Source organism: Chloroflexota bacterium (assembly GCA_035652535.1).
Taxonomy (GTDB): Bacteria; Chloroflexota; UBA6077; order UBA6077; family SHYK01; genus DASRDP01.
This window is the reverse complement of sequence record DASRDP010000103.1, coordinates 11846-26201: the sequence shown is the minus strand read 5'-3', so window position 1 is coordinate 26201 and position 14356 is coordinate 11846. Positions and strand designations below refer to the sequence as shown.

Below are 14356 nucleotides of genomic sequence, written 5' to 3'. Positions count from 1 at the left end.
TACCGGTTCGCCCCGCGCGTCACCGGCGGAACCGTGGCGCCGGTGCGCGCGTCGCGCGAGCGGCCAGTTCGCGCGACCACTTCCAAACGTTGATCCAGTTGGGCCGCCGATACTCCGATCCCTCCAGGACGAACCCGGGGATGCTCCGAAATATGTCGTTCCATTGGGCCGCGTCCGCTCGGGCCTTGACGATCATCTCCACAGGCGAAAGCGACCGGATCAGCTCGGTAATCAGATGCTTCACCATCCCGGCATGGACGATCTCACCCTCTGTGGCGATGTCTCGGATGGTAAGGACGTCGTCGACGCGCATGTGCCAGTCGACCAGCGCCGCGATCCGCCAGTCCCGCGCGCGCGGGTCGTATCGCTCCAGCACCAGCAACTCGCCCCGGGTGGCCGGGGCACGATAGCTTTCCCGACGCCCCTTCCCCTCGGGGTGCGATAACGCAGCGCCCATCGCCTGACGGATGACCGGTACGTCCTCCAACGTCGCTGTTCGGATGCGATACGACAACTCCTCCGCAGCCATGGTGTCTTGCCATTCCTTTGCCGGCCACGACAGATCTTCTGTCTAGTTGCCGAATTATTTTTCAGAATCGGTCACGGGGCCGTTACACGCCGTCCACAGGTCATCACAACTCGATATCGCGCGACAGATGCAGCTTACATAGCTGCGGGCTCCGTCATACTCCCTTCGTCGATCCGCGGCATCGTATAGCCGACGCCAGGGCGAGTCGCGACGTACTTCGTGCTGTTCGCGTTCTCACCGAGCTTTGCCCGAAGGCGGGCCACGTTGACGCGCAGGAGGTGCGCCTCGTCTTGATAGCCGTTGCCCCAGACCCGAAGCAGGATCTCCTCTTGCGTGAGAGTCCGCCCGACGTTCTGGCCAAGGCATGAGAGCAGTCGATACTCCGTCGGCGTGAGAGCGATCTCCCGGCCCCCGAGCTTCACGAGATGTTGGCCATAGTCGATCACGAGATCGCCATTCGCGAGCACCGAGGCACCGCGATCGTCCGCCCCGAAGTTCGCGCGCCGGAGGACGGCGTTGACCCGCGCGAGGAACTCGCGCGGGGCGAAGGGCTTGGTGACGTAATCGTCGGCACCAGCTTCCAGACCGCGAACGATGTCCGCCTCATCATCCTTGCCGGACAGGATGACCACCGGCAGCCAGGTGAACTCCCGCAGCCGCGTGAGGACTTCGCACCCATCCATTCCTGGCATCACGACATCCAGCACCAAGAGGTCTGGCTGCTGAGTCTCGACGAGGTCGATCGCGCCGGGACCATCGCTGGCCGACACGACTCGGTGGCCTGCCTGCTCCAGATTCTTTCGGAGGAGCCTGATCATCTTCGGGTCGTCGTCAGCAATCGCTATGCACGCCCCGTTTGCGGTTTTCGGGTACACGTCCGCCTCCTGATCGCTCTGTCAAATGCGCAATGGACCGCCGAGGTCCAAGTCATGTCTGTGGCGCGTCCTGATCATCGAACCCAGCGATGGCGTCACCCGCTGCCCGAGGCACGGTGAACGAGAAGGTGCTCCCCTCGCCGGGCTCGCTCTCGACCCAAATGCGGCCACCGTGGGCCTCGACGATTCCCTTGCAGATCGCCAGGCCTAATCCATTTCCGCTGATGCCCCGGCTCGTCGCGGTGTCCGCGCGCTGATACGGGCGGAATACGCGATCCCATTGGTGGCGGGGGATTCCAACGCCGGAATCGGCCACTGAGATTACCACTTCGGCGTCGGTAGCCGTGGCGCGCACCGAGATCGCTCCGCCGTCCGGAGAATATTTCGCGGCGTTCTCCAGAAGGTTGCTCAGTACCTGACGCAGGCGCTTGGCGTCGCCCAGGATTGAAAGCTCTCGGGGAACGCGAACGTCGTACTGGTGATCGGGCGAGCGCACGCTCGACAGCGTTTGCTGCACTAATCGCTCTACCGAAAGGGGGTTCTTCTCGATCTTGAGCACACCCGCCTCGATCTTGGATAGGTCGAGGAGATGATTCAGAAGGTCGCGCAGGCGATCCGCTTCCTCCTCAATGGTTTCGAGGAACGAGCGCTGCTCGTCCGGCGGCATGTCGCTCCCGGAGTCTACGAGCGTTGCCGCGTACCCCTTGATATTCGCGAGCGGGCCGCGGAGATCGTGAGAAACGGCGTTCAGCAAATCGGTCTTGAGCCGGTCCAACTCGCGATAGGTCGAGACCTTTCCTGACTCTTCTTGCAAGCGAACGTTCTGGAGGGCGATGGCCGCCTGGTGCCCCAGCGTTTCGGCGATGCGGGTCTCGCCGGGTGTGAAGGGGCCGCCTTCTCTGCGCCGAAGCTCGATGTGTCCAACCAGGGTGTCGCCAGTGCGGAGCGGCACCCGCAGGTCGGCATGGTCCGGCCCACCTGCCTGATCTCGTTCCAAAGCGCGGGTGGGGAAGTAGGCAATGGGCGTGTACGAGCCCCGCGACGCGGAGTCCGCCAGGTACACCGACCCGCGGTCCAGCGGAATTCGCGACCGAATCGACTCGAGCAGGTACCAGGCAACGTCGTTGAGCGACCGCGCGGTGCCTGCCTGGACCGCGAAGCGATGGACGAGCGTGGCCTCCCGAAGCTGATTCTCCAGCTCGTCGTGAAGCTCGAGGTGCCGGAACGTCGTGGCGATCTGCGCGGCGATGAGGGCAGCTTTCTGTTTGTCCCAGTGGCTGAAGGCACGATCTCCGCGCGCCCGGACCAGAACGAACACTCCAATCGGCGCTTCTTCCCCGAGGATTGGCACCCCGAGCAGCGGCCCGGCGTCGAGGAGCGTGGCGAGGAAGCGATCGACGCGGGAATCGGCTGACCCGGCGTCGCACGCTTCCGAGGCGCCGGTCCGGACAATGCGAGCGGCAAGCGCGTAGGGGTCGGTGATCGAAATGCGACGACCGAGGAGACCTTCGGGCAAACCAGGCTTGGGTCCGAGGGCGCGGAGCACGAGGACATCCGATTCCACGACCCACACGAAGGCAGCGTTGGTGCGCAGCACTTCCATCGCGAGGCTGCACGAACGATTCATCGTCTCCTGCGGCGTAACGGTCTCACTGGTGTTGCCCTGCAGTGTGAGGAGACGACCCTCCAGATCGAGCGACGCAGCCAGGCGCTCGTCCGCGTGGCGACGGTTACGCACGCGCAGCACTTCACGAGCGCCCAGGCAGGCTCCCACCAGCAGAGCAAAATCCGGGACAAACAGGGTTCCCCCTTCGACAACGAGCAGGGCCATCACGAGACCCGCCGCTCCGAGAAGCCCGGGCAACAGGAACGGAGGACGGATGCGATCGTGGTCGAGCAAGTCCGCCGTGGGAGCGCTCACCTGGCCGCTCACGATCGATGCCAGCATGACGGCGAATGCCAAAGCGTTCAGAACTGGCGCCGCGATGAAGAGTCCTGCCAGCTTCGTCGACTCGAGGCCCGGCAAGAGGTTTCCGACAAAGAGAAACGCGATCCCGAGCGCCACGCCCCACACGCATCGTCTCCGACCGGTAGCGAGCTGCGGGGCCACCACGATGGCCGTGACCAGGGGCAGCACCAGATCGGCGGAACGAATCGTGGACTCAGCCATCTGCACCGGTACGATCACCTTGAGCAGGGAAAGCCCGCCTACGGTCCACAGCGCCAGGGTCGAGAGGACGGCGACGACGTCGACGACCGTTGCAACGAGTCGTTCGGTGGACCCGCGAAGCTCCGGCCACGCGAGCTGGCCGGCCGTTACCCCGATTGCGAAGACGAAGAATCCGGCTTCGACCCAGGTGCTGCCGAGGCCCTGACGACCGGCAACCGCGCTCACAATCCAGCCGACACACGACACCGCGACAGCCGCCCATGCGAGCTGGGTATCGGTGCGACGGCGAGCGGCCCATGCGCTTGCCAGCCCGCAGGCGAGCGCTCCGATCGTGCCTGGCGCAATGCCCGCCGAGCGGCCGATCACCATTGCGAAAAGGAGCGCCACAGTCCATTGCACTGGACCGAACGCGATCTCGGAGATAGAGGACAGGCGGCGCAGGCGTCGGCGGTATTCCGAGCGCACCGGCAAACTGATGAGAGCAGGACGGTTATTGGAGCGACCCTGGCGATCAGCGACGCGCGCTCGATACATAAACCGACCGATGCTCCTGCCGGCTCACGGCGGTTACGGTTGCCGCCTCAAAATTGGTCCTTTATGACAAGCAGCCATTGTACACTGATCGCACGGCCAGCGTCGCCGATCAACGGCTCGCCCGCGGTCACCAGAATGTCCAACCACGGCACACGAGTGTACAATGGCATGCAGTGCTGCGATGGGGGCGATCGGTGAGAACCGTCCGCGACGTCTCTTCCGGCGGCGTGATCACCCGACTAGCCGGTTCGACCCTCGAGGTGGTCCTCGTTGGGCGCGCGCGGCCGGAGCGGTGGAGCATTCCCAAGGGCACCCCGATCGCGGGTGAGACCCTGGAACAAACGGCGATGCGAGAGGTGCGCGAGGAAACAGGCATCTCCGTGCGGATCCTCGAGCCCCTCGGCGACATCACCTACTGGTTCTCCGCGCGCGGCGTGCGCCACCACAAGACCGTCTATTTCTACCTGCTAGATGCGATCAGCGGAAGCGTCAACGACCACGACTGGGAAAATGACTTTGTCGAATGGCTGCCGGAGGTCGAGGCGATCAAGCGCATGTCCTTTGCCAGCGAGGTCGAGATCGTCGAGCGGGCACTCCGGCGGACACGCGCGCGCTTCGGCACGGGGTTTCCCCCGCCTGTGGCAACGTCATAGGTCGGCCATCGGTGACGAACGGGTGACAACAACAGCAGATCCCGGTCGGGTTGAGTCGCTGGAAGCGCAGATCCGCGATCTGCAGGCCGTTTATGCGCAGCTCGACGCCTACGCCAAGGACCTGAACCGCACGTACCTGGAGCTGCGGCTCCGCCTCCAGCAGATGACGACGCTCAGTGCTCTTGCGACGCGCCTCGCCGGCGCTCGAAACGTTGACGCATGCATTCGCATCTGCGCCGATGGAATCATCGACCTGTTCCCCGACTCCGTCAGCGCGATCTACCTCGAAGACCACCACGAGGCGCTGAAGCTCGTCGCTGCGCGCCCGCACGACGACGCACCGACGGACCTCTTCGACGGACTTGCGGCCGAGGCGCTCTGCGGCGACGAACCGATGGCGCGGCACATCCAGCAGGGTGGTCAAGGCCAGGAATTCGTGGCGATGCCGCTGCGAACCCGCGGAAAATCGTTCGGCGCCATCGTCGTCCTTCGACAGCAGCAGTTTGACGAGGACGACCTCCGTGTCATGGATCTGATGGCCAACAGCGCCGCGGTCACCATCGCCAATGCGCGCCTCTACCAGCAGACGCGCCGCCTGGCGATAACGGATCCGACAACGGGACTGTTCAATCTCCGCCAGTTTCGGACCGCTCTCGCTCAGGAGATTCAGAAGGCCAAGCGGTTCAAGTACCCGATCGCGGTCATCATGGCCGACATCGACAATTTCAAGGCCTTCAACGATTCCTTCGGCCACCCGAAAGGCAACGTCGCCCTGCGCAAGATCGCCCAGACGATTCTCCAGAACCTGCGGCAGACCGACTTGGTCGCGCGCTACGGCGGGGAGGAGTTCGCCGCCATCCTTCCTGGGTGCGACCAGCTTGCACTCCTGCAGGTGGCGGAGAAGGTCCGGCAGGCCGTCGAACGGCTGTCCTTCCCCGTTGGCCCCGATCGACCGCGCGCACGCCTCACGCTGAGCATCGGTGGGGCTTGGCAGGCCGCGCCATACACCGACGCAGCCACGCTCCTCTCCGCTGCTGACCAAGCCCTCTACGAGGCTAAGGAGCGAGGACGCAACAGATCCTACATTCGGCCTGACTGATGGGGCCCGTTCAGGCTGGCGGTATAATCGTCTGGCGCGATCGGATCGTCCTCCGGCGGACCCTTCGGGGGGAATGGGTGTTTCCGAAAGGCTGGGTGGATCCGGGCGAGACCCTGGAAGAAACCGCCATCCGCGAGGTGCGCGAGGAAACCGGCGTCAAAGCGGAGATCATCGGGCAAGCCGGGACCGCACCGTATCAATCCGACGGAGAGACTCGCGACGTTGCGTACTTCTTCATGCGGGTCACGGATAGCCCGGAATGGGCAGAGCATGCCGGAATTGACGCCGCTGCGTTTCCGATTGCGGAGGTAGGGGACGTGCTCACATTCGACAACAATCGTGAGCTGTGGTCGCGCGTAGCGGGCCAGGTACGTCAGCTCATCCGCAATCGCCGAGGCTGGTCCAGCTCCTAGCCCGGCCGCGGGTGAGCGTTTCGAACCTCGTTTCGTCCTCGGACGCTCGACCATTCTGCCCCCTGTGTGGGCACATTTCGACTGAAAAGGAGCAGCAAGCGTGGGATCATATGCATACTTCCGAAAGCGCATTGTGCCGTTGGAGGAGGCCAAGGTAGGCATCATGACCCACGCCCTCAACTACGGGACCGGCTGTTTTGAGGGCATCCGCGGAAACTGGAACGACGCCCACGAGCAGATCTACCTGTTTCGCATGCGTGAGCACTACGAACGCCTCAAGCGCAGCGCCCACATCCTTCGCATCGACATCCATGAGTCGGTCGACGAGTTGTGCGATCTGACGGTGGAGCTCGTCCGGATGAGCGGGTTCCAGGAAGACGTGTACATTCGGCCGATCGCGTACAAGTCGGCGGAGTTCATCGGACTTGGGATTCGCGATCTGGAGAGCGACCTCAACATCTTCGTCGCGCCATTTGGAGCCTATCTCGAGGGGGACGGCGTGCGATGCTGCACGTCCTCCTGGCGGCGCGTGCCCGACACGGCGATTCCCGGGCGCGCCAAGGTGACTGGGATCTACATCAACAGCGCGCTGGCCCACCTGGAAGCGCAGGAAAATGGATACGACGAGGCCATCATGCTCACTCAGGACGGCAACGTCTCTGAGGGGCCCGGCGAGAACGTGTTCCTCGTCTCCGATCACCAGCTCGTGACGCCGTCGCCCGCCGAGGGCATCCTGATGGGAATTACGCGCAACACGGTCATCGATCTGGCGCGCAAAGAGCTGGGCATGGAGACGGTCGAACGCCAGATCCCCAGGTCGGAGCTGTATACGGCGGAAGAATGCTTCATGACCGGCACGGCCGCGCACCTGACTCCGGTCCTGGACATCGACCATCGGACGATCGGGTCGGGCCGCCCGGGTCCGGTCACGCTCGAGCTGAAGCGCCTGTACGTCGACATCATCCACGGCAACAATGAGCAGTACCGAAAGTGGTGCACGCCCGTGGCCCCTGCGATCGTCGGCGCCTGACGACCATGCCCGTCGTGACAGTCTCCCGTCAGTTCGCGAGCGGCGGCGGAGAGATTGCCCAGCGCGTCGCGCAGATCCTCGACGCGCCCCTTCTCGACCGGCAGCTCATCTACGAGGTAGCCCTGCGTCTGGGTCTCCCCGAGGACGTCGTGAGTGAGCACGACGAGCGCGGGGAGACCCTGATCAGCCGGCTGGTGAACGCCCTGCGCGTGAGCTATCCGGATGCGTCATCGCCGCCGGACCTCGTCGAGGCCCCCGGCGACGTGATGGACCTGTCCAATCGAACGTACGTCCAGGTGACCGAGCAGGTCATTCAGGAGGCCGCGCGGAGCAGCAACGCGGTGATCGTCGGCCGCGGAAGCCAGTTCGTCCTTCGAAACCATCCCCGGGCGCTGCACGTGCACATCTACGCGCCGTTCGATCTGCGCGCGCTCTCGGTCGTGAAGGAGCAGGGCGTGAGTCGACAGGAGGCGGAGCGCATCGTCCGCGACTTCGATGGCGCCCGGGCGCGGTATGCGCGCCACTTCTACCACGCGGATTGGCAAGCGCCTCAGAACTATCACCTGTTGATCAACGCGGGCTACGTCGGTCGAGAGCTCGCAGCGGATCTCATCTGCCAGACCGCCCGCAGCATGTAGCGCCAGCACGACACCAAGCCATCACGCTGTCCCGCCGTTTCCGTCGGGCCCGGAGGGCGCCGCGGCCGTCGCCAGCGGCGGGGAGCCGGCCGCGGGTCCCCCTCGGCGTTACTCGTCTTCTTGCCAGGAATACGAGCCGAAGGCCCAATCCAACAGCGCCGAGCAGTCCGCGTAGGTGTCGGCGCTCCGCAACGCGACGACGATCACGCGATGCCCATCTCGCGTCGCGGACCCCACGATCGCTCTGCCGGCTGCGTCCGTGAACCCGATCTTGACGCCATCGGCGCCCGGGTACCGCCACAGGAGCTGGTTGAGGTTGGAGAGCGAATAGCCTTTCCCATGGGGAGTGTCATAGGTCCGCGCCGCGGCCAGCGACCGAAAGGCTGGATTGCGCATTCCTTCACGCGCCAACATGGCCATGTCATACGCGGACGCGACGTGCCCGGCGGCGTCGAGACCGTGGGGATTTACGAAGTGCGAGCCGGTGAGGCCCAAAGACCGGACTTTCTCGTTCATGAGGTCCGCGAAGGACTCTTTGGTTCCGGCCACGTATTGCGCCAGGGCGAGAGCCGCGTCGTTGCCAGAAGGAAGCATCATCCCATAGAGCAGATCTTCGACCGTCAACTGTTCGCCTGGGTACAGACCCATCACCGTGCTGTCGGTCATCTTCCTGCTGTCCACGTGCACGACCACATTGTCGGTCAGGTTCGCGTGGTCGAGGGTCACGAGAGCGGTGACAATCTTCGTCAAGCTTGCAGGGGGGACCGGCGTATTGGCGTCCTTGGCCCAGAGGATCTCCCCCGACTCATCGTCGACGACCACGGCGTGCTCCGCGCTGATCAGCCCGGGGGAGAGATCGCGAACCTTGCGGGGTCCTGGCGCCTGGACCGACGGTGGGTCCACTGAGGCAACTTGCAGAACGAGTCCGACCACGACCTTCCCGGGAGAATCGAGCCCATTCATGCGAAGCAGCGCGTCGACGGTGAGTCCAAACCGCGTCGCGATACTCTGGACTGAGTCCCCGAGCCGCGCTCGATACGTTCCCGGGAGCCCGCGGGCGACCGCGTGAAACTGCGGTGAAGGGAGCGCCAGCTCGGCGGGGGGCGCCGCGGGCGCGACCTGGTCGCGTGCTACCCATCCGTATCCCGTTCTCCGTGACGTGGGATCTCTGGGCCAATACACGAACAAGCGATCCGCTGCGCCCTCCCCCGACACTTCCAGGTTCGTTCCCGCCGGAACCGTCCCGATGCGGTCGCTGCTATCCGCTCCGGCGAACAAGGTCAGGTCGCTGGAGGCGGCGACCCAGTCCGCCGGCGGCCCCGACACCCCAACGTCCGCCAGGTCAACCCACCCCTCCGAGACCGCGCCAGGGGGCGCGCTCTGGACGTGAAAGCGATCCGCCTCGGCGCCAGCGACTTTCAGATACTGCCACTGCGGCAGGGACGCTACAGACGAACCGCCGCTGGGCGCGTTCCAGAGAGTGGTCCCACGAGCCGTCTGAACCCAGGCGGGCAGGCTCAACGGCGCCGCGGCCTGCTCCGCCCCCTGGTGGCCGAGATCTGCCGCGCTCGCCGACCCCGGTTGCCGCAGGGCCCCGAGGACCGGGTCCCTCCCGTCCGCCAGAAGCGCCCGCGTCCGTTGCTGATCGAACCCCTCCACGAGCTGACCGACACCGTAGGTTGCCAGGAGACCCAGGCAGAGCCCCGCCGCGAGCGCGGCGTAGAGTCGCTCGGCGCGCGTCGCGGGCTGCACGACCAGCGCGCGTGCCCAGGAAAGGAGTCTCCGATACGGTGAGCGTACGCGCACTGCGGTCATGACCGCTCGATGCTCCCCTGTTCCGCCGGACTCGGCGCGTCAATCCGCGGCTTTTGTGGGACCGGCTCGACTCTTGACTTGGGCGATGAGATACTCGCCATCCTCATCCGGGAGGCGAATGTACGTTGCATCGCGCACGCGGGCGAGGAAGTGACGCCCGCTCGGCGGGGCGAGAGTCGCCGCTGGCGGAGACTTGTCAACGGCGCGGATCAGCAGCTCTCGGCGGATCGGAACGATCCAGCGCTGACCGCGGCGCGGGTCCGGCAGCGGACCCTCGACCTCGCCCGTCACGGTCGCAACGCCATAAACAATCGAAGGGCCATCAGCATAGTAGATGATGACATCGTGCGGCCTGAGATTGATGGTCGGATCGGAGGCGAGCACGCCTTCGCGCAGATCGAAGAAGTCGTTGTAGTAAACAACCTCATTCGAGAGATCCGAAGGATATCCGTGCACGCGCAGCCAGTACTGGTGGGGCACGGGCAGCGGCGGAGTGGTTTCGCCGGGAGCCACGGCGTCACGGGCGTTCGGTTCGGCGCTCTCTTCTGCCAATCGCCCCCCTTGTCATCCCATCCCGATGCGCCACGCCAATGATACCGGACATCCCACGGCATGCCGTCCCAGATGTCACACAATTCATTCGGAACTAGTTCCAAATTGTGCTGATCCGGGTCTCAGTCCCCTCACGCCCGCGCGGTCACGCCTTTCCCGGCAGGACGAGGTACTCCCGCATCACCTCGTACAGCTGCTGCCGATCCTCGCGGATCGCAGGATTGAGGCCGTAATGGTTGATCACTCCGACCGATTGTTCGAACCATTCACCCCAGCAGCTTCGGCACACGTTGTCGTACACGAGCTGTCCGATCTCGCCCGCGAGTGGCGGTCGCGGTAGGCCAGGTCCCTTCTCGCCGCATCGCGTGCACTTGACCTGGTGTTCCTCAGCCATGGTTCTCGCGCTCCAGACGCGCCTTCAGGAACGTGATGGTGTTGATGTCGCTCGGATCCACGTCGTTCACGAGCGCGAGGTAGTAGCTTACGAAGTCGCCTACGTAGCTTGTCGAAAGCACGTGCTCGAGCGGGGAGGTCCCCCGCGCGTTGACGACCTCCGTGGCGACCCCCCACCGTGCCAGCAGCTCCGCCGTCACGCGCTCCCGCACCCGGACTCGGGGATTGTTGAGCGAGCTGGACAGCGTCACGACGAGCACGTGCGGCGCGATGTCCGTGGGAAATTGATAGCCGAGGACGGCGTTGTGGTTCAGCTCGGGGAGAACCTCGAAGAACGACCAGTGTTTCGCGTTCTCGTTGAGCTGCCCCTTCCAACGACGGGCGACATCCGCGAGCAGGCCGCCCGCGTACACCAGACCGAGCTTGCCATAGAGCCGCTGCGCCAAACGCTTGGCGGGATTCGACTCCGCCGGGACGTCGGGCCCGATGGTGGCGAGCATCTGCGACAAGGTGGTAGCGGCGCGATCGACATCGGGGGCGCGATCGCTCAGGTATCTCAGGCGGCAGAGCACGCCGAGCATCAGGACCATCGAGTACCCGATCGCCTCGCGCGGCTGGCCCGCGAACGCGAATCGCGCCACTGGCACACCGTGAGACTGCGCGCGATCGAGGAGCGGCCCGCCCTGTGTCAGAGCGATAAGGCGGGCTCCTCTTTCGAGAGCCTGGTCGAACGCCGAAAGGGTTTCTTCCGTGGCGCCCGAGAAGCTTGAGACGACGACGAGGGATCGCCCATCGACGTACCGCGGAAGGTCGTAGCCTCGAACCACGGCGATCGGCACGCGCGCCTCATCGTCTGCCAGGGATCGGACCAGGTCCCCGCCGATCGCCGACCCGCCCATTCCGCAGATGACGATATTTGCCGCTTCGGCGTGGGAGTCGGGGAGGTCGAGATCGCGCGTCATCGCCCACGCGTCTCGAATCTGTTCGGGCAACCCGAGGATGCGTTCGAGCATGCCCAGTCCATCAACGTCGGCGAACTGCGGCGGCTGGTCGAGGTCGATCACGGTACGCCCGCAATCGAACGACCGACGTCCAGCAATCGGGAGACTCGGGCTGCGCTCGTGGTTTCCGTGTAGATCCGCAGCAGCGGCTCAGTGCCGGAGAACCGGATCAAGAGCCAGGAGCCATCATCCAACATGAATTTTTTGCCGTCAACGTCATTCGTGGAGACCACGGGGCTTCCATCGATCACGGCCGGCTGGAATTCGGCGACTTGGCGAAGGATACGCTCCCGCTCGCCCGCATCGAACGTTAAGTCGATGCGGGCGTAAAACGACGGCCCGGCCATGTCGGCCAGATAGCTGAGGAGGTGCGAAAACGGTCGGCCGCGCTGAACCAGCAGGTCGAGAGCGAATAGACCGGCCAGGATCGCGTCGCGCTCGGGGATATGCCCCGCGAAGCCGAAGCCGCCGCTTTCCTCTCCACCCATGATGGCGTTGCTTTCCATCATTTTGGGACCCACGTATTTGAATCCCACCGGCGTCTCGTAGACGGGGACGCCAAATCGCCGGCCCAGACGGTCCGCCATGGAGGTCGACGTCAGCGATCGGACCACCGGTCCTCGCTGGCCCCGCACGTCAAGCAAGTAGAGGAGCAGCAAGCCATAGGTTTCGAGTTGATTGATGAACTCGCCGCGCTCGTCGACGATACCGATCCGATCGGCATCGCCGTCAGTCGCGAGCCCGATGTCGCCATGCTCCGCGCGAATCCGCTCGACGAGGGGCTCCAGGTTCCGTGCGATCGGCTCAGGGTTGTGCATGCCGGGAAATACTGGGTTGCGCTCGCTTCGAATCTCGACAACGCGCGTCGTCCCACCTTCCAGCAGTCGACGGAAATACCCGCTTCCCGCCCCGTGCATGGAATCGACCACCACAGTGAGGCCGGCCTGACGCAGTCGCCGCAGATCCACCAAACGCCCGATCTGCTCGGAGTACGGGGCGACGGGATCGATGATCTGGACGGCGCCTGCGGCTCGGGCCGCCGCGAGGGACATCGTGCGAACGCCGTCGCCCGAGCGCTGAATGCTTCGAATTCGGTCCTCAAGCGCCGCCACGACCTCCGGTGACGCGGATCCAGCATAGTCCGGCTTGTACTTGAATCCGTTCCACTCCCCGGGATTGTGGCTCGCCGTGATGACGACACCGCCGCCCGCGTGGCGGTGCAGGACCGAATACGAAACGACCGGCGTGGGCGCTGGCGCGCCACAAAGGTACGCCCGCAGCCCGTTCGCGGCCGCGACTTCCGCCACCGCGGCCGCGAAATGCTCAGACGCGAACCGGGTGTCATAGCCGATGACGAGCCCCCGGTCCACCAGCCCAGTGTCCCTGAGGTAGTCGGCGACCGCCTGGGCGCAAATCCGGACGTTGGCAAAGGTGAAGTCCTCGGCGATGATGGCGCGCCAGCCATCGGTGCCGAACTCGATTCGGGTATGGGCCCGCGTCGCCGCGGCGGGCGATGCACCTCGCGAGCTGTCCAGCGGCGCGCTCTGGCTCATCATTGCTTCCTCAGACGTTTTCGCCAGTAATTCAACAAGTCTTCCATTGTCTTTGTAAACGGGATGGTGGGAGCCCAGCCAGTCGCGCCACGAAACTTGGACGAATCCCCGCACAACAGCTTGACGTCCGATGGCCGCAGGCGCGTGGGATCGACGCGCTTGTCAATCCGCTTCGAGCTGAGCCCGAGCAAGATATCCAGCATCTCCCCGACCGCGATCGCACGATCGGAGCCGATGTTATAAGACTCGCCAGCATTGCAGTGCTCAAGAGCCAGCCAATACCCCCGCACGATGTCCCGCACGTCGCTCCAATCCCGTTTGCTACTGAGGTCTCCGACTTCCATGACGGGCTCGCGAAGCCCCGCCTCGATCTCGGCGATCTGTTTGGCAAAGCTCGATGTGGCGAGGACCTGTCCTCGGCGCGGCCCTGTGTGATTGAACCCGCGCGTGACCACGGTGTGAAAGCCGTAGCTCTTGTGGTATTGGTACGCCATCATCTCCTGACCAATCTTGCTCACCGCGTACGGGCTCAGTGGTCGGAACGGGTTCGTCTCGCGAATTGGCACCTCGCTTTCGTGAACGAGCCCGTACTGCTCGCTACTGCCGGCGATCTGTATTCGTGGCTCGAGACCCACCCGTCGGATCGCCTCGAACAGGTTGAGCTGACCGAGGACGTTGGTCTGGATGGTCTGCGCCGGACTGTGCCACGAGGTCGGCACGAAGCTCTGAGCGGCGAGGTGGAAGATCCAGTCCGGACGAACGGCGCCAATCATCTGGACCGTGGACGTAGCGTCGCACAGATCGCACTCCACGACATTGACCATGCCGGGACGGGCGTGCTGGCTGAGCGATGCTTCGTCGCGGATCTGCAGCCCCTCCATCGTATTGAGCAACCCGCGGGAAGCGATGTCGTCGAGGTTGTCGAGCCGACTCCGCCACCGCATCGTCCCGAAAATCTCCACGTCGCCGCGATCGAGAAGCATCTCCGCGAGATGGCTGCCGGCCATGCCCGTCAGCCCGGTAATGAGCACCCGCACCCAGTTCCTCCAAACCGAACACGCGCGAACGTCGTCACGTGTGGCGGTAGTGATTGGGACTCGA

At 64.6% G+C, this 14356-nt stretch carries 14 protein-coding genes; 5 read left to right on the top strand and 9 right to left on the bottom strand.

What is annotated here, in order from left to right; genetic code table 11:
• Window positions 1-19 precede the first annotated feature (19 nt).
• The 3 genes from VFC51_12460 to VFC51_12450 all read right to left on the bottom strand — a co-directional run bounded on the left by VFC51_12460 (window position 20) and on the right by VFC51_12450 (window position 3973).
• Window positions 20-529 carry a hypothetical protein gene (locus tag VFC51_12460; protein HZT07838.1) on the bottom strand — a complete coding sequence of 170 codons (510 nt, stop codon included), beginning with the start codon at window positions 527-529 and terminating at the stop codon, window positions 20-22.
• 134 nt (window positions 530-663) lie between these two features.
• The gene (locus tag VFC51_12455) at window positions 664-1404 is read right to left on the bottom strand and encodes a response regulator transcription factor (GenBank protein ID HZT07837.1); all 741 of its coding nucleotides are present in this window, start codon (window positions 1402-1404) and stop codon (window positions 664-666) included.
• Window positions 1405-1456: 52 nt separating this feature from the next.
• Window positions 1457-3973 (bottom strand): ATP-binding protein, encoded by a 2517-nt coding sequence (locus VFC51_12450; GenBank protein HZT07836.1) that lies wholly within the window; start codon window positions 3971-3973, stop codon window positions 1457-1459.
• A gap of 329 nt (window positions 3974-4302) precedes the next feature.
• Here VFC51_12450 and VFC51_12445 point away from each other — a divergent pair, with 329 nt between their 5' ends.
• From VFC51_12445 to VFC51_12425, 5 genes are all read left to right on the top strand, one after another.
• A complete protein-coding gene (locus VFC51_12445) occupies window positions 4303-4761 on the top strand; it encodes an NUDIX hydrolase (protein HZT07835.1) in 459 nt (152 codons plus the stop codon).
• Between the two features lie 22 nt (window positions 4762-4783).
• Window positions 4784-5860, top strand: coding sequence for a sensor domain-containing diguanylate cyclase (locus VFC51_12440; GenBank protein ID HZT07834.1), 1077 nt, complete (start codon window positions 4784-4786; stop codon window positions 5858-5860).
• Window positions 5860-6273, top strand: coding sequence for an NUDIX domain-containing protein (locus VFC51_12435; GenBank protein ID HZT07833.1), 414 nt, complete (start codon window positions 5860-5862; stop codon window positions 6271-6273). The genes VFC51_12440 and VFC51_12435 overlap by 1 nt, the downstream gene beginning before the upstream one ends.
• Before the next feature lie 100 nt (window positions 6274-6373).
• The gene (locus tag VFC51_12430) at window positions 6374-7303 is read left to right on the top strand and encodes a branched-chain amino acid transaminase (protein HZT07832.1); all 930 of its coding nucleotides are present in this window, start codon (window positions 6374-6376) and stop codon (window positions 7301-7303) included.
• Window positions 7304-7308: 5 nt separating this feature from the next.
• The gene (locus tag VFC51_12425) at window positions 7309-7941 is read left to right on the top strand and encodes a cytidylate kinase-like family protein (GenBank protein ID HZT07831.1); all 633 of its coding nucleotides are present in this window, start codon (window positions 7309-7311) and stop codon (window positions 7939-7941) included.
• 108 nt (window positions 7942-8049) lie between these two features.
• Here VFC51_12425 and VFC51_12420 read toward each other — a convergent pair whose 3' ends face one another.
• From VFC51_12420 to VFC51_12395, 6 genes are all read right to left on the bottom strand, one after another.
• On the bottom strand, window positions 8050-9756 hold the full coding sequence (locus VFC51_12420; GenBank protein HZT07830.1) for a LysM peptidoglycan-binding domain-containing protein: 1707 nt from the start codon (window positions 9754-9756) through the stop codon (window positions 8050-8052).
• A gap of 39 nt (window positions 9757-9795) precedes the next feature.
• A complete protein-coding gene (locus VFC51_12415; GenBank protein ID HZT07829.1) occupies window positions 9796-10308 on the bottom strand; it encodes a hypothetical protein in 513 nt (170 codons plus the stop codon).
• 145 nt (window positions 10309-10453) lie between these two features.
• Window positions 10454-10702, bottom strand: a complete 249-nt coding sequence (locus VFC51_12410) for a Fe(2+)-trafficking protein (protein HZT07828.1) — start codon at window positions 10700-10702, stop codon at window positions 10454-10456.
• Complete coding sequence (locus tag VFC51_12405) at window positions 10695-11765, bottom strand: bifunctional phosphoglucose/phosphomannose isomerase (protein ID HZT07827.1); 1071 nt, start codon at window positions 11763-11765, stop codon at window positions 10695-10697. Before VFC51_12405 ends, VFC51_12410 begins: the two co-directional genes overlap by 8 nt.
• Window positions 11762-13258 carry a phosphoglucomutase/phosphomannomutase family protein gene (locus tag VFC51_12400; GenBank protein ID HZT07826.1) on the bottom strand — a complete coding sequence of 499 codons (1497 nt, stop codon included), beginning with the start codon at window positions 13256-13258 and terminating at the stop codon, window positions 11762-11764. The genes VFC51_12405 and VFC51_12400 overlap by 4 nt, the downstream gene beginning before the upstream one ends.
• Window positions 13255-14292, bottom strand: coding sequence for a GDP-mannose 4,6-dehydratase (locus VFC51_12395; GenBank protein ID HZT07825.1), 1038 nt, complete (start codon window positions 14290-14292; stop codon window positions 13255-13257). Before VFC51_12395 ends, VFC51_12400 begins: the two co-directional genes overlap by 4 nt.
• Between the last annotated feature and the right edge of the window lie 64 nt (window positions 14293-14356).